The sequence below is a fragment of the Woronichinia naegeliana WA131 genome (assembly GCA_025370055.1).
In the GTDB taxonomy this organism is placed as follows: Bacteria; Cyanobacteriota; Cyanobacteriia; order Cyanobacteriales; family Microcystaceae; genus Woronichinia; species Woronichinia naegeliana.
In genome coordinates this window covers 1,156,189-1,173,898 of record CP073041.1, presented here as the reverse complement: position 1 = coordinate 1,173,898, position 17,710 = coordinate 1,156,189, and the positions used below count along the sequence as shown (strand labels likewise).

The window sequence follows — 17,710 nt, the reverse complement described above, 5'->3', positions numbered from 1 at the left end:
AGAGTGATGACAGCTTATCTCCTACTTAGGGTCTGCTGAAAAAGTCCACAAAACGAACCTAGATGCCACAGGACGCGAAAAATGGTGACTTCAGAGAGTTGTTTCCAATTTCAACCCCCAGTTTTCCAACGACGTGCATGGGCTTTCATTGGTGTCAACTTAAGCCAAAATGCCTACTCACAAAAGATTAGCCTAAAAGCAGGCGGAAGTAAGAGTAGGCTGAAAAAAAGGTTAGTATATAAAAAAGTGAGCAAAAAACAAATGGCAAGACAACATCCTCGGAGAAAAGGAAACCCAGACTTACGTCGTAAGACAAATCAGCCAGGGGTAGAAATCCCTGAAATAACAAAAGAGTTGTTTGAATTACTAGAACCCACAATGTTTACACCATTAAAATATTTACAGGGAACTCATGAGAAAATGATGAGAGATAGGGTGCTAAATTTACCAGTAATGGTGGCATTAGTGTTAAGTATAGTGTATCGTCAAATAGCGGGTATAAGTGAAGCGGTAAGACTGTTAGAGGAAGAGGGATTGCTATGGGTAGCATCATTAAAAGTAAGCAAACAGGCAGTATCAAAAAGAATGATGAATGTGCCAGCCGAAATATTTGCAATATTACTAAAAGGAGTGTTAGAAAAAGCAGCCGAAAAAGGGAAGAAGCTCCAAGTAGGAGAAAAATGGGAAAAAATAAGAGAAAAGTTTAGTGCAGTGTGGATAGCAGATGGCTAAACGCTAGAGCAGATAAGGAAAAATATGAAAATAAGTAAAGAAGAAAAGAGTAAATTGGGGGGTAAAATAATGATGGTAGTGGAAGCCTTTACCCAAAGACCCGTTACTTTATGGTACACAGAAAATGATAAATCAAATGATAAAATATGGTGTGAAGAATTGGCAGCTAAATTACCAGAAAATGGTTTAATTCTCGTAGATATGGGATTTTTTAGCTTTGTGTGGTTTGATTTGTTAACAGAAGCTAAAAAGTTTTTTCTAACCAGATTTAGAGCGGGTACATCTTACAAAACCAAACAAGTATTGTCTCAAGGTAGTCATTACAGAGATGAGATTATCATTATGGGAAATTACCGTTCTAATCCTTGCAAGCATCCGGTGAGATTAGTCTCAGTATTATGGGGAACAATCTGGTATCAGTATTTAACAAATGTGTTGTCTCCCGAACAACTGTCCGCCGAAGAGGTCTGTGATTTATATCGAAGACGATGGACAATCGAAGAAGCCTTTTTATTAACGAAAAGACTTTTAGGACTAGCCTATTTATGGGTAGGGAATAAGAATGGTGTCCAAATCCAGATTATTTGCACTTTGATTTTCTATACGGTCTTAAATCAATTGGTAGGGGAAGTGGCGATTGCTCTAAATCAACCGAAAGAAAAAATCTCAGTAGAGATGGTGTTTCGGAGTCTATACTATGTAGCGAAGGCGGGTGCGACCTTTAGTTGATAAAAGCTGTTGTAATCAGGGTTCTACAGGGAACCCATATTGATCAAGTTTTGCCCAAAATTGACTCCATCGTTCCTTGGTCAATACCAAAGCTCGTAGGCTCAAAATAATTCCTGCTCCTTTTTCCTTCCATCGCATCCCTGAACAACATAATCGTTGTTTGACCAACGTCTTACAAGCTGCTTCCGTAACACCTGAACCAATCGGATACTTTTTCTCTATGTATTCAGCATAATCCATTTGATGCTGATGATTCTCGTAATAAGTAATCGCCGCTTGTAGTTTCTCGGTAAGATTCTTAGAATGACTTTTTTCTTCTTTGACTTCTTTCATCAGATTTAGCAGTTCTCCTGCTTTTCCTTTTTCATGCTTGAGTTCTCGACAATTTTCAGTCAACCATTCTTTTTGTTTTGACACGGTATTCGGATGCAACGCTTCTGCCAAGGCACCTAAGTAACCAGAGGCATGATAGAAATCTAATATCTGGGGAGCATCTCACCTTTGCAATAAGTAGAAATACTTAACGAGGTAAATGAAAGAGTCAAAAAAGGTAATCATTTAAATAGGAACAGCGATGACGAAGGACTTGTGGTACATTGTCAGAATTCCAACTCGCACCAGTAATTTTAAGACGATGACCAATTTGTTTAACTTGAGATTCGACAGAGCCAGAGCCAATAGAAATGCCCTCTGCCTGCAAATAACCATAATTGACAATCCGATGTTTATGCTTGTTTAAATAGGGCTTGCTGAAAAAAGCTGAAACCTTTACGGAGAAAAATAGTAGGCGAATTAAGAACCGCTAGAATGCACGAAAATAGGGTAGAATGCCTCAAAACCATTGCATTAAGAAGAGAGAAAGCAGATGTACCGAAAGCAACAGTACTCAATTGAAACACCAGAAAACTTGAAAAATCTGTTCGGCGGGCAGTTAGACGAAGAAAATCGTTGGATAGAAATGTCAAAAATGATTCTTTGGGAAGAATATGAGGAAGAATATGCAAAAAACTTCACAGAAAAAAAAGGAGCCCCAGCCAAATCATTTAGAATGGCATTAGGAGCATTAATTATCAAAGAAATTTCAGGAAAAAGTGACAGAGAAACAGTAGAACAAATAAAAGAGAACCCTTATTTACAGTACTTTATAGAAATGGAAAGCTATAGTAGCAAAGAAGCATTTAATGCGTCAATGATGGTTCATTTTCGTAAAAAAATAGGAATGGAATTAATAAATAAAATTAATAAAGAAATAGAAAAAAAAGCGACGGGTGTAGCGTCAGAAAAAAAAGAAAATGAAGGAAAGTTATTGTTAGATGCGACTTGTACACCAGCAGATATAAAATATCCAACGGATATAGGAATATTGAATGATGCCAGAGAAAAAACAGAAAAAATAATAGATAAGCTGTATGAAGAAATAAAAGAGAAAAGGAAAGAAAAGCCGAGGACTTATAGGGAAGTGGCAAGAAAAGAGTACTTAGCCATAGCAAAAAAACGTCGTGTGTCAAAAAAAGAAAGAAGAAAAGGAACAAAAAAACAACTAGGATATATAAAAAGAAACTTGTCTGATATAGAAAAAATGATAGAAGAGGGAGCAAAGTTAGAAAAACTAACGAAAAAAGAGCAAGAAGAGCTTGTAACGATAGGAAAAGTGTATGAGCAACAGTTAGAAATGTATGAAAAAAAGACAAATAAAGTAGAAAACAGAATTGTGAGTGTAAGCCAACCTCACGTGCGTCCAATAGTGCGTGGAAAAGCGGGAAAAGCAGTAGAGTTTGGAGCTAAAATATCGGCAAGTAATGTGAATGGCTTTGTCTTCTTAGACAAATTAAGTTGGGATAATTACAACGAATCGGGAGATTTACAAGCGCGAATAGAAGAATATAAAAGGGAAACAGGATGTTATCCGGAATCGGTTCATGTGGATAAAATCTATCGAACAAAAGCGAATCGAGCTTATTGTAAAGAAAGGGATATAAGAATGAGTGGTCCCCGATTGGGAAGACCGCCGAAAGAGGTGAGCAAAGAAAAAAAGAAAGAGGCACGCTCAGATGAAAGAGTGCGTAATGCCATTGAGGGTAAATTCGGACAGGGAAAGAGGAAATTTAGTCTTGGTCGAGTGATGGCCAAACTACCTGAGACCTCGGAAACGGTAATTGCGATGAACTTTTTGGTAATGAATCTTTCTACTCTACTTCAGAAGACAAAAAGTAAAAAGTTGTAGAGTCGTTTTTCTTGTGAAAAATGGTGTTAATTTTCCTCTCTTTTGTGAGGAGTGATTTGTGTTGACCTTTTTAGACAGAAAGGAACAATAGATTAAACAAAATCTGTATTTTGATTTGTTTCCATAAGGATAAGTTATCTATGCTTTTTCAGTCCATACTTCCCTAACCCACATTTCTTTCGTTTTTTGACTTTTTCAGCAAGCCCTAAATAAATGATAAAATTCTCAGCTTGAGGCTCTGACCATCCCTCAAAACAGGAGATAGCGGCATCCACTTCACCCGTCCAAAGAAAAGACTTGACCTCCTCAATTCGCTGGAATGACCCCCCAACTTTATAGAGGTTTTCAATTAAGTGATACCAGTCCAAAATTTCAATTCGCTCATGTTTCTGTCCTATCTCACGAAATAAGTTCCAGATACCATCATGTCCATCTCCCAAACAAATTAAAGGCTTAGCCAAAATTTGAGAATTAACCAAATCTAATAAAGCCGAGTTATCTTGAAAAAAGGCAGCTACCCCCAATTGATGAAAACTGACTCCTTTATAATCACGCCAAATTAAGGGTTCTCCCTTGGGAGTTCTGAGTCGTACCTTCCCACCATCTATGCTAATTTCTTCGACTTCTGTGTTAGAGCCCGTATTCCGTACTAGTTTTGAAAAAATAAAAATAGATTCAAAAATGGCTACAGAATAGTTAAAATAAAAAAGCTAATAAACCCAAGAGAAAATGACCCAATTAAACGTTAAAAATCTCGACCATTTAGGAATAATCGCGGCGATAGTTGATGAACTAGGTCTAGTGGATTATATCAATGAACAACTAGGAGAAAATGACCGTGCTAAAATCAGTGCGGGTCTGGTAGTGAAAGCGATGATTCTCAATGGCTTAGGCTTTATCAACTCTCCTTTATATTTGTTCAGTCGTTTTTTTGAAGATAAACCAGTAGAACATCTTTTAGGAAAAGGAATAAAAGCCAGCGACCTGAATGATGACCGTTTAGGGAGAGTCTTAGATTTAATCTTTATGGCCGGCATCAGCCGTTTGTTTCTCGGAATTTGTCTAAAAGCCGTAGAAATCTTCAAAATAGTGATGAAAAGTTCCCATTTAGACTCCAGTTCATTATCGGTACAAGGGGAATATAAATTATCGGTGGAGAGAGAAGACAAAGAAAGCCAAATAATCCATATCACTCATGGCTATTCAAAGGATAAGCGACCAGACTTGAAACAATTTGTCTTGAATCTAGTCTGTTGGGGGGATGGCGACATTCCCGCTTTTCTCGAATTAGGAGATGGCAATCAAAGTGATAAAAAAGAGTTTGCTAAACTCTTGAAAAAGTTCAATGAGCAGTGGCAATTCGATGGTTTGTATATAGCAGATTCAGCCTTATACAGTGCCGATAACTTGCAAAAGTTAACCGGCATATACTGGTTATGTTCTGTGCCGAAAACGATTAGAGAAGTGCAGGATGCGGTCAGTCAATTAGCCTCGGAGCAATTCATCACAACTGATTTAGAGGGCTATCGTCTTACCTCCTTAGAAAGTGAATATGGGGGAGTCAAACAACGTTGGATAGTGGTAGATAGCGAGCAAAAAAAAGCTTTAGACCTCAAACAACTGACGAAGAAGACAGAGAAAGCAACGGCTCAAGCTCAAAGACAATTAGAACAATTACAGCGTCAGGAATTTGCTTGTCGGGAGGATGCTTTAACCGCCCTGAGCCGATGGGAGAAGAGTTTAGAATGGCATCTTCTTCAAGACCTAACTGTCGTCGAAAAATGTCATTACGGTCATCGAGGTAAACCCCGTCCCCATGAACAGCCCATTCGTCGTAGCTATCATGCCCAAGCCACTTTCAGCCTCAATAGTGCGAAAGTTCAAGCTTCAGAGCGGGCAGCAGGACGTTTTGTCTTGGCGACGAATCAGCTAGATGGAGACTCTTTGAGCGATGAGCAACTGCTTGTCCACTACAAGCAACAGCAAGGGGTAGAGCGAGGTTTTCGCTTCCTTAAAGACCCTCTGTTTTTGGCGTCCAGTGTTTTTCTCAAAACCCCTGAGCGGATTATGGCATTGAGTTTCATCATGGTGTTGTGTTTACTGGTGTACAGCTTGGGACAACGTAAACTGAGACTGGCTCTGGCAGAGCAGGAGGAGACTGTGCCTAATCAGTTGGGAAAGCCGACTCAGCGTCCGACACTGCGTTGGATTTTTCAGATGTTGAGAGGAGTTCATTGGGTTGTACTGGATAATTGTCCCCAAATAATCAATCTAACGCTTGAGCGAGAGAGGATTTTGCGCTTTTTTGGGGCTACTACTTGTCAGTATTATCTTTTGTCATAATGACTTTTCTTATTTTCTTTGTTCTTTTTTTATGTACGGAATGTGGGTTTAAAGTAACTGGTTTCCCTGATTTTGTTTTTTTGGCCAGTAAAATCTCTGTTGCTTGCCAAATTTGATCAATCCATTGCTGCCACTGGGTCAGAGAAACAGCTTGTTCTATCCCAATGGTAATCGAATACTCCGCCTGATCTAATAATTTTGTCGCCGAAGGAGCTTTGATATCAATTTCTTGCACCTGATAAATGGGGATATCCGCAGGAAGTACCGCACTGAGACGTTGTTGAAAATTCGCTAATTCTAAGCTTTCTGTTAACTCGAAATCCACAATTTCACCGCTACTGGTAGCCCCCAAGGGCAAGGCATTGGCAATGGAAATCCGAGGGCCAGCCCGAAATCCGCCCGTAAAGGAAATGGGTAAAGCAGCCCGACGCACGGCTCGCTCAAATAAACGAACTAAATCTAAATGACTGACCAGGGCCATGGAGCCTTGTTTGCCAAACCAGACTCGAAAACGTTGGATACGGTTAATATTGGGCTGAAATTGTCCTTTAAAAGGGGGGATGGGCCAGGGTAATCGCATATTAGTAGAGTGGAATCAAAAAAGAAATCTAGCTTAAAAATAGACTATATCAAAAACTAAAAAGAGAAGAAAATCAACTTAAACTCTAAAAGATTAAGTAATTTCGCTAATTCATAATTGTTGGTGTCAATATTTTGCCAATCCTCCTATTTGGGGCTTGCTGAATAAGGATAAAATCCTTGCTATACAATACTTTCAGGCATTTTACAAACGATCAGATGCAAGGTTATGGCATTTGGAGGCTCAAAATCCATGCACTTTGCTGGAAAAATGTGAGGTAAAACTGGAAACTGAGCTCTGAAGTCACCATTTTTCGCGCCCTGTGGCATCTAGGTTCGTTTTGTGGACTTTTTCAGCAAGCCCTATTTGAAGCTAAATATACTCATGAATATCACTCCCGTGAACTAGCTGCTAAAACCTGTAGAAGAAAATTGTTGTCCATCGCCGCCAAATAACGCTTCATCTTCAAGCTTTTTTGAGATGGCTCATGTTTAAGCAAATTAATACTTAAACGACGGAGCAAGCCCAAATTATCAGCCGCATTACCTTGACGCACTCGACTCGCATCCTCATTAAAAGTGACATCTAAAACCGGTACTGGTATCGTGTGATCAAAGCTAGAAAAAGTTATGGTGTAAGAGTTTGAGAAAATAGAAAATAACTTACGACTGGACATATTCCCGTTTTTGTTATACTATTATTATTGTCATTATATTAAAGAAAGGGAAAACGGAAAGCAATGTCAACATTGAATAAAAGCTCAATTGACCTCCTAAGTGATATTGGCTTACCCCAAGAGAAAGAGGAAGCCTTATTTCAGAAAAACTGCCCTCATTGCTATAGTGAAAAAGTAAAAATACATTCTCATTACCAAACGAAAGGTAACGGGGAACGTAAAATGTTCATCTGTCAAGAATGTGGTTCTTGTTTTGCTGAGACTTATGGTAGCGTAATCGCTGGCTTAGAAACCCCATTAAGTGAAATTGTAAAAGTATTAAAAGCCAGAATGGAAGGAATAGGATTAAATGCAGCAGCCCGAGTATTCGGCTACGCAAAAACAACAATATTGAATTGGGAAAAGAAATTATCAGGATTACAAGAGACATTATTTTTATACGCCTTAGTGAATGAATTTGTTAAATTAGTAATAGAAGGGGATGAACTATACACAAAAGTTGGAAAAAATAAAGAAGCAAGTGCCTCTGAGGGGTGGACAATCGTGCTCATGGACAGGGCTAGCCGCTTTATTTGGCATTTAAAATGTGGTAAAAAAGAGCAGAAATTATTTCTAGAAGCAATGATGACGGTAGCGGAATTATTTGAAAGGAGTGCAGAATCTCTCCAGTTATTTACAGATGGAGAAAAGCGATATAGTCAACTGCTATTTAATATTTGTCACGAAGTATTAAGGACTGGGAAGCGAGGTCGTCCCACCAAAGTATTACCGAAGGGTATGGTGGTAAGATTAAAAAATAAGAGTAGTAAACGTCGAGATTCTGAGGGTAAACTAGAGAAAGTAGAAACTCCGAAAACTGAACATCCTGAGACAACAGAAAAACCAGAAGACAAGGATGTTCATGCCAACCACGTTGAGGCATTTAATAGTTCTCTACGACGCTATTTAGCCGCCTTTCGTCGTCGAACAAATACTTATGCTAAATCTGTTGTGGGATTACAGCGAGTGCTAGATATTTTCTGGATGGTTCATAACTTTGTTCGCAGCCATTTTACGACGAAAAAAGTTCCTGCGGTAGCTCTCGGTATAATTCAAAAAGGGTTAACTTGGGAGGACTTACTCCAAATTCGCCTGATTTGTTGAACCTCTTGTATTGCAACGTTTATAGCTTCTAGCTAGACGATACCAGTGCCCTAAAACCCAATGCAGACTATTTTCAATACTCCAGTGAGAACGAATCACATGGCTATGACGTTCGGCATCCGTAGGAAGACTGCTAATATAATAGCGAAACGTCTCTGTTGTTTTATGACCGAATTGAGTTTTACTTTTAACCATCACAACAGTTGCTAAACCGACCCACTGATTTTGGCGATGCAATGCGGAAAGCTGATTGATTGACACTGTCCAGACTTGACGAGTTTCTAAACGGTAATGTCCTTTTTCTGTCTTCTCATGATAACTGTATTCAATTCCTTGCCAGTTCTGAGCGACCGCTTGTTTAAACCAATCCCTAACTTGTTTATTAAGTTTGCCCTGATTTCCTTTGAGAGCCAATACATAGTCACCTTCACCTTGCTTTATTTGTTTTGCGATTTCTGTCTGCGTTCCCATTGCATCTAGGGTTACTACTGCCCCCTTGATGTTAAGTAACTTCAGTAACAAGGAGACTGCTTTTATTTCATTAGATTTACTATCTACTTTCTTTTGCGCTAACATCAGTCCCCGCTCACTACTCCACGCACTTATGCTGTGTAACGCATTTAGTCCTTTTTCCCTATCATAAGAACCTCTTTTCGTTTTTCCATCTATCTGTATCAGCTCTATGTCCATTTTCTCCGTTAGACTGCTTATCCAGCTCAGAAAACTTTTTTCTAGTTCTTCTGTTTCCAACATTCCAAATACTCTTCCAAAGGTATCGTGAGAGGGAATTCCCTTTGGTAACTCTAGTGGTCTGTCAAGCTAAAGATTGTGAATTTGAGGGAAAATGGAGAGGCTATTCATTACCTCAACAGATATCGTAATAAGTAACCATGCTCAAGACCTATATTGTCCGATTAAGTCAAGAAGAACGTCAGACCCTAAAAGATTTGGTATCCATCGGCAAAGGAGCGGCTTACAAAATTAAGCACGCCAATATTCTGTTAAACATTGATGTGAATGGACAAGGATGGACGGATGAGGAAGCTGCCGCCGCCTTTAGTTGTCACCGTAACACAGTCGCCAATCTCAGGGAGCGATTGGTCAATGAAGGTGTGGAGTCAGCATTAAGCCGCAAGCCCCGCAAAACGCCGCCTCGTCAACCGATTATTGATGGAGAGGTAGAAGCAAAACTAATCGCCTTACGTTGTGGAGAACCGCCTGCTGGTCAAGCCCGTTGGACATTGAGGTTACTAGCCGACAAGGCGGTCGAGTTAGAAATTGTGCCAGCAATTAGTCACGAAACCGTGCGTCAAGTGTTAAAAAAAATGAACTAAAACCTCATCTGCGACAGATGTACGTGATTCCACCAGAAAAGAGTGCCGAATTTGTGTCTAACATGGAAGATGTTCTAGAAATTTATCACCGACCCTATGACCCCAATTGTCCAGTGATTTGCATGGATGAGCAACCTATACAATTGGTCAAAGAAACCCGCCTTCCTCTACCAGCCAAACCTGGACAGCCAGAGGCGCATGATTACGAATATGAACGCAATGGAACAGCCAATATCTTTATGTTTACAGAACCCTTGTCTGGGTGGCGAAAGACAGTTGTCAGTGAACGTAGAACATCGGTTGACTGGGCAACAGAAATTAAGAATTTACTCGATAACGACTATGCTGATAACGACAAAGTCATTTTAGTATGTGATCAGCTAAATACTCACAAACTTGCCTCACTATATGAAGCATTTGAGCCTTCCACGGCTCGTCGTCTAGTCGAACGGTTGGAAATTCACCATACCCCAAAACATGGCAGTTGGCTTAATATTGCTGAAAACGAGCTGTCCGCAATGACTCGGCAATGCCTAGCTCGTCGAATTCCAGATCGGGAAACTTTAGAGCAAGAAACAACGGCTTGGTACACTCAGCGCAATCATTCCCAAAAGTCGGTAGATTGGCAATTCACGACGGCTGAGGCTCGTATTCGTCTCAAGCGTCTTTATCCACAAATAGAAAATTGACAGACCACTAGAAACATTTCTAGCCATTCTCGTTTGGCTTTGCCATAGGCTTCAATTGCTACGAAGCCATCTGCCCCTGACAATACTGCCAATATTCCTATGGTGACAATTGCTGTTAAGTTATGGTCTTGCCTTCTCCCTGTTCTCGGTTCTTTTAGGCACTGAAAATGTTTCAGTATGCTTCTTTTGATAATTTTGACTTCTTTTTCTTGTTGTGGGGTTAGAACTCTTGCGCCGAAGCCTTTTGCCATCTTTGACCTCACTCACTTACTTTTTTTAAATAATAGCCTTTTCTTCTCTTAGATGACTGCTTCTTTTTTACACTATATTTCTCTCTTTTTGTCTGTATTTTTTGTAACAAATAAGATGCGATTACCCTGCAGAATCCCCCACTTTTGTAATAATTTTTCTGGGTTGCTCATTTCGTCTTTCTAAATAGGCTTGCAATGCTAACTGTTCATTCCGATGTTCTAAAAAGTATTCTCGTAGTGCTTGAGTGGACATTGTGGCATAATTAATCTCAGACATTAGACTACCTCCCCAATGGGTGTAATTTCTACTTCAATATCTTCCTCATCCCCTGCCAGAATAAAAAGATTTTTCGTTCTTTCATCAGTACAGATAAGATGAATTGGTTGCAAGGCTCGATAGGTTAAATAATAGCAAATCTGATAAAGACCCTCTAGCTGAGCATGAGTTGGCATGAGTAAACGATTAGTCAATTGTAATCAAAAATCGGTAGGATGAACAAAGCAGTTAGCCTTAGTTGATTTAGTTATTCTACCAGTGATCGCATTTTTACATCACAGGTAACAGAACAGCGATCGCATTTTCAAAAACCATAAGACCACGATCGCACTGCTAATTCAAGTCTCTCATTCTTATTTTGTCTTCTTCAACAACGGTAAAATGTCCATGCCAGTCATCGCGTAATGAGATAACTTTAACAACTTTCTCAGCTACTACAGAGCCAGAAGGTGCTTTTATTCTAAATAAAATAATACCGACACTGGCGGGCAACTTTGAGCGAAAGGCGAGTTCTCCAAAATCTTTATCAAATGTCAAGAGAATACGATTTTCTGCTTGGGCGCGACTTAAAACTTCTGGATCGGAGATGTTAGGTGATTCCACCCTAATCCACACCACGTCATGGCCATTTTGCCGTAGTGTTTCAACAGCATCCAGAGGGAAATTTTCGTTGGCTAGAAAACGCATCAGTTAAGCGGGGATACCATATACTTTTTCGGACTTGAGCATCATACTAGCATAGCTAAGACAAGCTTGAATATCTGCAACTGTAATACCTGGGTAATTCCGCAGAATTTCATCAATGCTCCAACCTTGTGCTAGAAGATCGATGATAAATTCAACCGCAAGTCTTGTTCCTTTGATAATGGGTTTTCCAACTAAAATATTTGGATTCAGAGTAATTCGAGTTTCCCAGTCCATAGCGACACCATTAAAAACTATTGGTTACGATATTACCATTTAATAGCGATCGCACTTTATCAACTATAAATAATGGAACCGCGATCGCCCTTTTCAATCATAAAAAACAGACCGCGATCACCTGTTACAAAGAACAAAACCGCGATTGCATTTTCAAAGACAACAAGATGGCGATCGCATTTTCAAAAACAACAAGACTGTGATCGCCCTTTTTCATCGCAAACAATAAAACAGCGATCGCCTTCTCAAAAATAACAAAAGTGTGATCGCCCTTCACAAAGAACAAAAGTGTGATCGCCCTTCACAAAGAACAAAACCGGGATCGCCCTTTATCAATCATAAATTACAAGACAGCGATCGCACTTTCCCACCACAAACAACAAAACAGCGATCGCCCGTTTACTTTTTACCGAGAATCTTGTCATAGTCGGCGTGTGACCCAACCCAAAACCAAACTATTTTGTCTTCATCTGTTTTGATTACACCTAATGCTCGCCAGCCGATACCAATTCTAACTGACCAAATATTTTCTTTGGGTTTTACGGGTTTAAATTCTAAACTGGGATGGAATGGGTTTTGTTTCCAAAGTTCGTAGTTTTTTCTCGCGGTTTCTTTAATTTGGGGTGGTAATTTTAAGAATTGTTGCCGAAAATTTTGAGTTCTTGAAGATTTCATCACTCTTCACCAAAACCTTTTGCTTCAGTTTTACCCTCTTGATCTTCAATTAATGCAGCTTGGGCCATTTTTGAGAGAACGTTTAGGTTAATATCGGGATCAGCAAGGGTTTCCTGCCATTTGAGTTCATTTTCAATATCGGTTAACAGTTGTTGGGCAATTTCATTTTGGAGATTATCAGATAATTTTTGTGCTTCTTGAAAAGCCTTTTCTAAAAGTTTAGTCATGGTTAGTGATTTAGTAATAATTACACTATTTCAATTATAAAATGAAAAAGACGCGATCACATTTTCAATAACCAGCAAGACAGCGATCACAATTTTCACTTACCAACAATAAAACCATGATCGCACTTTTCAATCATCAATAATAAAACGGTGATCGCTCTTACCTTTCTCAAAAATTCGGGTGATCGCCTTGTTTCTGTATGTTACAATGTTTCTTGTTCGACTCCAGAGGCTTAAGCCATGAGTAATAAAGAAGCAGTTATTGAGCTTGTTAAACGTTTGCCTGAGAACGTTTCCTTAACAGCGATCGCGGAAGAAGTCAGGTTTATTGCGGCTATTCAAGAGGGATTTGAAGAAATTGACTTGGGTAAAGGTGTGCCAGTTGAAACTGTTGAAAAAATGATGGAATCATGGACTATAGGGTAATTCTTTCGCCGCAAGCTATTCGTGATTTAGAAACTATCGTCCGCTATGTTGCAATTACAAATCCTGAATTAGCTAAAAAGTTAGGTCAACAATTACTAGATAAAACTAAAGAGTTAGGGGTTTTTCCTTTTCGAGGTCGAGTGGTTCCAGAATTTAACGATGTTAACGTCCGTCAATTAATTCTTAGACCCTATCGCATTATTTATCGTGTTGAAGAACCGATTCGCCAGGTCAGTGTCGCTAGATTTTGGCACACAGCTAGAGTTTTTTTAGAGTAGAGTCTCGCCATTTGTTGAACCTGATCGCACTTTCTTAATCATGAATCACAGGAAAGCGATCGCATTTTCAAAAACAACAAGACCGCGATCGCCCTTCATAAATAACAAAACCGCGATCACATTTCCAATCATAAACAATAAAACAGCGATCGCCATTTGCCACTACCAATCAAAAGACCGCGATTGCACTGGGTTAGTTGTAAAATGATGAATATAATTTGCTAAAACGTCATGAGGATTTGCATCTGTGATCGTCAAAGAGTTAGAACAGCAACTTCTTGCCCTCAGACCTAGTGAAAAGGTGCAGGTGATTCAGTTACTTGCTCAAAGTCTTGGTGGCAATTGGCAGGGAATTGAGAAAACGCCTAGGGTTTGTGGTGGACAGGCTTGCATTGTGAATACAAGAATTCCTGTTTGGGTGCTTGTGGAAGCCCGTCGTATTGGTTATAGTGATGCTGATTTGTTGACGAGCTATCCGACGATTACCGCTACGGATTTAGCGAATGCTTGGGTTTATGCGGCGGCTCATGGGGATGAGATTGATTTGGCGATCGCTCAGAATGAGGCGGCTTAGGGAATGGCACGTTTTTATGCGGATGAGCAGTTTCCCTTTCAGGTTGTGGAATTGTTGAGAAATTTGGGGCATGATGTTTTGACGGTGCAAGAAGCAGGAAATGCTAATCAACGGATACCTGATGATCAGGTGTTGGCGTTTGCTGTCAATCAAGAGCGATCAATTTTGACTATCAATAGAGTTGATTTTATCCGTTTACATCGTCGTGATAATGAGCATTTCGGGATTGTGGTTTGTACGAATAATCGTAATTGGGAACAGTTTGCAGCGAGGGTTGATGACGCGGTAAAAGCAGAGGAATCGTTGCGGGGGAAGTTGATTCGAGTACTACGTCCGTCTGTTTAAATTAGCGATCGCCTAGTTATTTGCTGATTAAGCACATAGCATATTTTAGAATTGCAATATATCAACAGCGATCGCCCTTTTCAATCATAAAAAAACAGACCGCGATCGCCCTTCCAAATCTCATCAAAATGCGATCGCCCGATTCCCACCGATAAACCCTGTTGGTGGCGTATTTCCCTATTAGACAACAGTTTATTCCAAAAATTAACCCCCCTCTGGTTAAATTTGAATCCTAATAAGCCCTGGCATTTAGGCTCTGCTGATTTACTAATTACGAGCATATTAGGAACCCCCCAATCCACCCAGCCCTGGGCCAATGCCTCTACCTATAGCCAACTCTACGAAGCTGAACCAGTGCCGTTTTGCAAGGTTCAACCAACCTGCAACTCAAGCGGTATAACGTTTTTCATCATCGGACAGCAATACATTTTGCCACTCAATCGATAGCTTAACACCCTGTTCTAGTGCATACAATTGTTATGTTGCGCTTCACTGAACAACCTGAACCTGAACTAAAAACTCACCAGCATTATCATCAAAAAAGGCATCAAAGTAATCATCTGTTTTTATCCGTTCCCATTCTTCCTGTCTCTTTTCCTCTGTAACCTTTCCTTTCCCGTAAGTTTCATCCAGCTTATCTTGTGGCAATACATAAGCATCCCTAGATTTATCACTGTCATCTAGAACTGCATCGTTGATAACTAACCAGAGTGTTCCTCCTTCTTTACTAGTAATCTCTTTACCCCTACCTATTTCCTCAATTCCTTGCGGTTTTGGATTGTATTTTCCTAAATCATTCTTGCCAGTAACATCAACATAGGCGAGTAGCACGCATGGTTTTAGTCCTGGTGCAATAAAAAGTGCCTTCAGACCCTTGTCTATAGGGGTTGAACTCGATGGTCCAGATTCTCCTGCTGGATCAGTCCAATTCCATCTTGGATAGGAATGCGTGTAAGCAGCTTCTACAAGCCGATGGATGCCAAGATTAACCGAACCAGTGGCTGTAATTTTCACAGTCTGATTAGGTTTTATTTGAATGCCAGTATTCAACCATAACTTATTCGCTGGCAGAAGTAGGGATGTTACCTGAGGTTCCTGACTTACTGTGGATGGTTTTACATAAGTAAGAATTAAGGGGTATCCAGCTAACAGAAGCAATGGTACAATCGTCCAAAGAGGTAGCTTCGCATGAACAAACTGCTGCAACCAATTTGAACTAGGTTCTGCCAAAACTCTAGCTGCAAGCCCTCTTAAATTTCCAGCAGCAGCTTCTATTGAATTAATGTCGCTTATCTCTGGTTTATAGTTAGCAGTTTTATTTAAAAGATCAGCCAATTCATTAGCTTTATCTTTCCCTAATTCTTTTCCAATATTTCTTGGTAAATTTTGAGCATAAACCTGAAGTTCCGCCCACCCACTCCCAGATACTGCACCACTTTTGAGATCCTCTACACAAGTCTTAAGACAGGTTTCAATTTTGCCGAGATAAATTGCAATGCGCTGACGGTCTTCATCTCTGGCTTTTCTGAAAGTATCGGTACCTTCAGACAACTTATTTGCAAATTCGAGTAAATCATTTAGCATATATGAATTAAAAAAAATCTAAACTAAATATTTCTAATTAATGTTCATCAACAAATAAAACAATATAACTGCCGATTGTACGGAGACTTTCGATATATTACCCCTGAGAGGAACATTATACGGAAACTTTCTGTATAACACTACCAAATCAGAGCGATATACTGAAAACGTCTGCATAACACCTCAAAAAAAAGTTAGACGGAACAGTTAACCATAATGACGGCATCATACTTGCCTTTTTTCGACTTAAACTAACATCGTAACAAAAATTTACATTTCTTATCCCTTGACATATTTTGGTAAAAACCACTATAATTAAATCAATCCTCGGAGAGAGGATGTTAACCATCCAGGGAGTCTGGTATGAAAACCCAATATCAATACGGAATCTACATCGGTCGGTTCCAACCCTTCCATTTAGGTCACTTACGCACCCTTAACCTTGCCCTCGAAAAAGCCGAGCAAGTCATCCTCATTTTAGGCAGTCATCGTGTGGCGGCAGATACCCGTAACCCCTGGCGATCGCAGGAACGGATTGCGATGATTCAGAATTGTTTAACCCCCGAAACCTTGCAACAGATTCATTTTCTCACCGTTCGGGATTGGCTCTATAGCGATAATTTGTGGTTAGCCGCCGTTCAACAACAGGTTTTAGAAATTACCGAAGGCAGTAATTCCGTTGTTATTTTAGGTCATCGTAAAGATGCTTCTTCCTATTATTTAAATCTCTTTCCCCAATGGGATTATTTAGAAACAGGTCACTATCAAGACTTAAACTCTACCCAAATTCGAGCCGCCTATTTTGAGGGCAAAGAAACCGATTATCTCGATAAAATTCCCCAGGCGATCGCCCACTATTTACAAACCTTTCAAAAGAGTGAACGTTACACCGCTCTTTGTGATGAATATCAATTTTTACAAGCTTATAAACAGGCTTGGGCAACGGCTCCCTATCCCCCGACTTTTGTAACAACGGATGCCGTAGTAGTGCAAGCGGGTCATGTGTTAGTGGTACGGCGTAAAGCCAAACCAGGTCTGGGGTTAATTGCTTTGCCTGGGGGCTTTATCCAACAAGATGAAACCCTGATTGAAGGAATGTTACGGGAGTTAAAAGAAGAAACCCGTCTTAAAGTTCCTTTGCCCGTTTTACGCGGTTCCATTGTGGAAAGTCATGTGTTTGATGCTCCAGGGCGATCGCTGCGTGGGAGAACAATAACTCACGCCTATTTTATTCAATTGCAAGGGGGAGAATTACCTGCGGTGAAAGGTGGGGATGATGCCCAAAAAGCCTGGTGGATGTCCTTAGCGGATCTTTATGCCCAAGAAGAGCAAATCTACGAAGATCATTTCCAAATCATTCAGCATTTTGTCAGCAAAGTTTAGGTTGATCCCCCCCAGCCCCCCTTAAAAAGGGGGGAGAATATTTAATATTTAGGGATCAAACTTTATCTCAATAAGTTCTAATTCTGAAATATTTTAGCGTAAAAACTCTCTAAAAATTAAGTCTTTCAAGTTCTCTTTTTTAAAAGGAATTTAGGGGAATCAAGCTCAAAAACTCCCTAGAAAATCAAGTCTTCCAAGTCCCCCTTTTTAAGGGGGATTTAGGGGGATCAAACTCACAGCAACAATCAACAAAATCAAGTCCTTCCAAGTCCCCCTTTTTAAGGGGGATTTAGGGGGATCAAACTTACAGCAACAATTA

The 17,710-nt window shown here is 39.9% G+C and carries 22 protein-coding genes and 3 pseudogenes; 11 read left to right on the top strand and 14 right to left on the bottom strand.

What is annotated here, in order from left to right:
• The first annotated feature begins 246 nt into the window (after positions 1 to 246).
• Together KA717_06190 and KA717_06185 are read left to right on the top strand one after the other, a co-directional pair.
• The gene (locus KA717_06190) at positions 247 to 732 is read left to right on the top strand and encodes a hypothetical protein (protein UXE62380.1); all 486 of its coding nucleotides are present in this window, start codon (positions 247 to 249) and stop codon (positions 730 to 732) included.
• 24 nt (positions 733 to 756) lie between these two features.
• The gene (locus KA717_06185) at positions 757 to 1,461 is read left to right on the top strand and encodes an IS4 family transposase (protein UXE62379.1); all 705 of its coding nucleotides are present in this window, start codon (positions 757 to 759) and stop codon (positions 1,459 to 1,461) included.
• Between the two features lie 15 nt (positions 1,462 to 1,476).
• Here KA717_06185 and KA717_06180 read toward each other — a convergent pair whose 3' ends face one another.
• The gene (locus tag KA717_06180) at positions 1,477 to 1,905 is read right to left on the bottom strand and encodes a hypothetical protein (GenBank protein ID UXE62378.1); all 429 of its coding nucleotides are present in this window, start codon (positions 1,903 to 1,905) and stop codon (positions 1,477 to 1,479) included.
• Between the two features lie 97 nt (positions 1,906 to 2,002).
• Positions 2,003 to 2,203 (bottom strand): annotated as a pseudogene (locus KA717_06175) (ISKra4 family transposase).
• Positions 2,204 to 2,326: 123 nt separating this feature from the next.
• Here KA717_06175 and KA717_06170 point away from each other — a divergent pair.
• Positions 2,327 to 3,664 (top strand): annotated as a pseudogene (locus KA717_06170) (IS5 family transposase).
• 227 nt (positions 3,665 to 3,891) lie between these two features.
• Here KA717_06170 and KA717_06165 read toward each other — a convergent pair.
• A pseudogene (locus KA717_06165) lies at positions 3,892 to 4,311 on the bottom strand (ISKra4 family transposase).
• A gap of 103 nt (positions 4,312 to 4,414) precedes the next feature.
• On the opposite strand from KA717_06165, the gene KA717_06160 reads away from it, so the two are divergent.
• Positions 4,415 to 6,028: an IS1634 family transposase gene (locus KA717_06160; protein UXE62377.1), complete on the top strand. Its 1,614-nt coding sequence runs from the start codon at positions 4,415 to 4,417 to the stop codon at positions 6,026 to 6,028.
• Here KA717_06160 and KA717_06155 read toward each other — a convergent pair.
• Positions 6,000 to 6,608, bottom strand: a complete 609-nt coding sequence (locus tag KA717_06155; protein UXE62376.1) for a TIGR03936 family radical SAM-associated protein — start codon at positions 6,606 to 6,608, stop codon at positions 6,000 to 6,002. The genes KA717_06160 and KA717_06155 overlap by 29 nt on opposite strands.
• Before the next feature lie 391 nt (positions 6,609 to 6,999).
• On the bottom strand, positions 7,000 to 7,284 hold the full coding sequence (locus tag KA717_06150; protein UXE62375.1) for a hypothetical protein: 285 nt from the start codon (positions 7,282 to 7,284) through the stop codon (positions 7,000 to 7,002).
• A gap of 63 nt (positions 7,285 to 7,347) precedes the next feature.
• Here KA717_06150 and KA717_06145 point away from each other — a divergent pair, with 63 nt between their 5' ends.
• Complete coding sequence (locus KA717_06145; protein ID UXE62374.1) at positions 7,348 to 8,427, top strand: IS1 family transposase; 1,080 nt, start codon at positions 7,348 to 7,350, stop codon at positions 8,425 to 8,427.
• On the opposite strand, the gene KA717_06140 is transcribed toward KA717_06145, so the two are convergent.
• Positions 8,401 to 9,180, bottom strand: coding sequence for an ISAs1 family transposase (locus KA717_06140; protein ID UXE62373.1), 780 nt, complete (start codon positions 9,178 to 9,180; stop codon positions 8,401 to 8,403). The two genes, KA717_06145 and KA717_06140, sit on opposite strands and share 27 nt — an antisense overlap.
• A gap of 137 nt (positions 9,181 to 9,317) precedes the next feature.
• On the opposite strand from KA717_06140, the gene KA717_06135 reads away from it, so the two are divergent.
• A protein-coding gene (locus KA717_06135) for an IS630 family transposase (protein ID UXE62372.1) occupies positions 9,318 to 10,450 on the top strand; the annotation gives its coding sequence in 2 pieces (ribosomal slippage) (positions 9,318 to 9,738 and positions 9,738 to 10,450; 1,134 coding nt in all).
• Here KA717_06135 and KA717_06130 read toward each other — a convergent pair.
• The 7 genes from KA717_06130 to KA717_06100 all read right to left on the bottom strand — a co-directional run bounded on the left by KA717_06130 (position 10,429) and on the right by KA717_06100 (position 12,801).
• Positions 10,429 to 10,701: a transposase family protein gene (locus KA717_06130; protein UXE62371.1), complete on the bottom strand. Its 273-nt coding sequence runs from the start codon at positions 10,699 to 10,701 to the stop codon at positions 10,429 to 10,431. The genes KA717_06135 and KA717_06130 overlap by 22 nt on opposite strands.
• 121 nt (positions 10,702 to 10,822) lie before the next feature.
• Positions 10,823 to 10,978: a hypothetical protein gene (locus KA717_06125; protein UXE62370.1), complete on the bottom strand. Its 156-nt coding sequence runs from the start codon at positions 10,976 to 10,978 to the stop codon at positions 10,823 to 10,825.
• A complete protein-coding gene (locus tag KA717_06120) occupies positions 10,978 to 11,154 on the bottom strand; it encodes a hypothetical protein (GenBank protein UXE62369.1) in 177 nt (58 codons plus the stop codon). Before KA717_06120 ends, KA717_06125 begins: the two co-directional genes overlap by 1 nt.
• A 157-nt stretch (positions 11,155 to 11,311) precedes the next feature.
• Entirely contained in the window at positions 11,312 to 11,665 is a 354-nt protein-coding gene (locus KA717_06115) for a DUF5615 family PIN-like protein (GenBank protein UXE62368.1), read from the bottom strand.
• A gap of 3 nt (positions 11,666 to 11,668) precedes the next feature.
• The gene (locus KA717_06110; GenBank protein UXE62367.1) at positions 11,669 to 11,899 is read right to left on the bottom strand and encodes a DUF433 domain-containing protein; all 231 of its coding nucleotides are present in this window, start codon (positions 11,897 to 11,899) and stop codon (positions 11,669 to 11,671) included.
• 399 nt (positions 11,900 to 12,298) lie between these two features.
• Positions 12,299 to 12,574 carry a hypothetical protein gene (locus KA717_06105; GenBank protein ID UXE62366.1) on the bottom strand — a complete coding sequence of 92 codons (276 nt, stop codon included), beginning with the start codon at positions 12,572 to 12,574 and terminating at the stop codon, positions 12,299 to 12,301.
• Positions 12,574 to 12,801 carry a hypothetical protein gene (locus KA717_06100; protein ID UXE62365.1) on the bottom strand — a complete coding sequence of 76 codons (228 nt, stop codon included), beginning with the start codon at positions 12,799 to 12,801 and terminating at the stop codon, positions 12,574 to 12,576. The genes KA717_06105 and KA717_06100 overlap by 1 nt, the downstream gene beginning before the upstream one ends.
• Positions 12,802 to 13,041: 240 nt before the next feature.
• Here KA717_06100 and KA717_06095 point away from each other — a divergent pair, with 240 nt between their 5' ends.
• The 4 genes from KA717_06095 (at position 13,042) to KA717_06080 (ending at position 14,424) form a co-directional block, all read left to right on the top strand.
• Entirely contained in the window at positions 13,042 to 13,227 is a 186-nt protein-coding gene (locus KA717_06095; protein ID UXE62364.1) for a hypothetical protein, read from the top strand.
• The gene (locus tag KA717_06090) at positions 13,212 to 13,505 is read left to right on the top strand and encodes a type II toxin-antitoxin system RelE/ParE family toxin (GenBank protein UXE62363.1); all 294 of its coding nucleotides are present in this window, start codon (positions 13,212 to 13,214) and stop codon (positions 13,503 to 13,505) included. Before KA717_06095 ends, KA717_06090 begins: the two co-directional genes overlap by 16 nt.
• A gap of 307 nt (positions 13,506 to 13,812) precedes the next feature.
• Positions 13,813 to 14,079: a DUF433 domain-containing protein gene (locus tag KA717_06085; GenBank protein ID UXE62362.1), complete on the top strand. Its 267-nt coding sequence runs from the start codon at positions 13,813 to 13,815 to the stop codon at positions 14,077 to 14,079.
• A 3-nt stretch (positions 14,080 to 14,082) separates the two neighbouring features.
• Positions 14,083 to 14,424, top strand: a complete 342-nt coding sequence (locus tag KA717_06080) for a DUF5615 family PIN-like protein (GenBank protein ID UXE62361.1) — start codon at positions 14,083 to 14,085, stop codon at positions 14,422 to 14,424.
• Positions 14,425 to 14,913: 489 nt separating this feature from the next.
• On the opposite strand, the gene KA717_06075 is transcribed toward KA717_06080, so the two are convergent.
• A complete protein-coding gene (locus tag KA717_06075; GenBank protein ID UXE62360.1) occupies positions 14,914 to 16,008 on the bottom strand; it encodes a hypothetical protein in 1,095 nt (364 codons plus the stop codon).
• Positions 16,009 to 16,371: 363 nt separating this feature from the next.
• Here KA717_06075 and KA717_06070 point away from each other — a divergent pair, with 363 nt between their 5' ends.
• Entirely contained in the window at positions 16,372 to 17,391 is a 1,020-nt protein-coding gene (locus KA717_06070) for a bifunctional nicotinamide-nucleotide adenylyltransferase/Nudix hydroxylase (GenBank protein ID UXE62359.1), read from the top strand.
• The last annotated feature ends 319 nt before the right edge of the window (positions 17,392 to 17,710 follow it).

What these genes read in the sequence shown, in the direction of transcription:
- KA717_06185 (UXE62379.1), top strand. Translation starts at nt 757, where the DNA reads ATGAAAATAAGTAAAGAAGAAAAGAGTAAATTGGGGGGTAAAATAATG.
- KA717_06160 (UXE62377.1), top strand. Translation starts at nt 4,415, where the DNA reads ATGACCCAATTAAACGTTAAAAATCTCGACCATTTAGGAATAATCGCG.
- KA717_06155 (UXE62376.1), bottom strand. Translation starts at nt 6,608, where the DNA reads ATGCGATTACCCTGGCCCATCCCCCCTTTTAAAGGACAATTTCAGCCC.
- KA717_06150 (UXE62375.1), bottom strand. Translation starts at nt 7,284, where the DNA reads ATGTCCAGTCGTAAGTTATTTTCTATTTTCTCAAACTCTTACACCATA.
- KA717_06145 (UXE62374.1), top strand. Translation starts at nt 7,348, where the DNA reads ATGTCAACATTGAATAAAAGCTCAATTGACCTCCTAAGTGATATTGGC.
- KA717_06140 (UXE62373.1), bottom strand. Translation starts at nt 9,180, where the DNA reads ATGTTGGAAACAGAAGAACTAGAAAAAAGTTTTCTGAGCTGGATAAGC.
- KA717_06130 (UXE62371.1), bottom strand. Translation starts at nt 10,701, where the DNA reads ATGGCAAAAGGCTTCGGCGCAAGAGTTCTAACCCCACAACAAGAAAAA.
- KA717_06125 (UXE62370.1), bottom strand. Translation starts at nt 10,978, where the DNA reads ATGTCTGAGATTAATTATGCCACAATGTCCACTCAAGCACTACGAGAA.
- KA717_06120 (UXE62369.1), bottom strand. Translation starts at nt 11,154, where the DNA reads ATGCCAACTCATGCTCAGCTAGAGGGTCTTTATCAGATTTGCTATTAT.
- KA717_06115 (UXE62368.1), bottom strand. Translation starts at nt 11,665, where the DNA reads ATGCGTTTTCTAGCCAACGAAAATTTCCCTCTGGATGCTGTTGAAACA.
- KA717_06110 (UXE62367.1), bottom strand. Translation starts at nt 11,899, where the DNA reads ATGGACTGGGAAACTCGAATTACTCTGAATCCAAATATTTTAGTTGGA.
- KA717_06105 (UXE62366.1), bottom strand. Translation starts at nt 12,574, where the DNA reads ATGAAATCTTCAAGAACTCAAAATTTTCGGCAACAATTCTTAAAATTA.
- KA717_06100 (UXE62365.1), bottom strand. Translation starts at nt 12,801, where the DNA reads ATGACTAAACTTTTAGAAAAGGCTTTTCAAGAAGCACAAAAATTATCT.
- KA717_06095 (UXE62364.1), top strand. Translation starts at nt 13,042, where the DNA reads ATGAGTAATAAAGAAGCAGTTATTGAGCTTGTTAAACGTTTGCCTGAG.
- KA717_06090 (UXE62363.1), top strand. Translation starts at nt 13,212, where the DNA reads ATGGACTATAGGGTAATTCTTTCGCCGCAAGCTATTCGTGATTTAGAA.
- KA717_06080 (UXE62361.1), top strand. Translation starts at nt 14,083, where the DNA reads ATGGCACGTTTTTATGCGGATGAGCAGTTTCCCTTTCAGGTTGTGGAA.
- KA717_06075 (UXE62360.1), bottom strand. Translation starts at nt 16,008, where the DNA reads ATGCTAAATGATTTACTCGAATTTGCAAATAAGTTGTCTGAAGGTACC.
- KA717_06070 (UXE62359.1), top strand. Translation starts at nt 16,372, where the DNA reads ATGAAAACCCAATATCAATACGGAATCTACATCGGTCGGTTCCAACCC.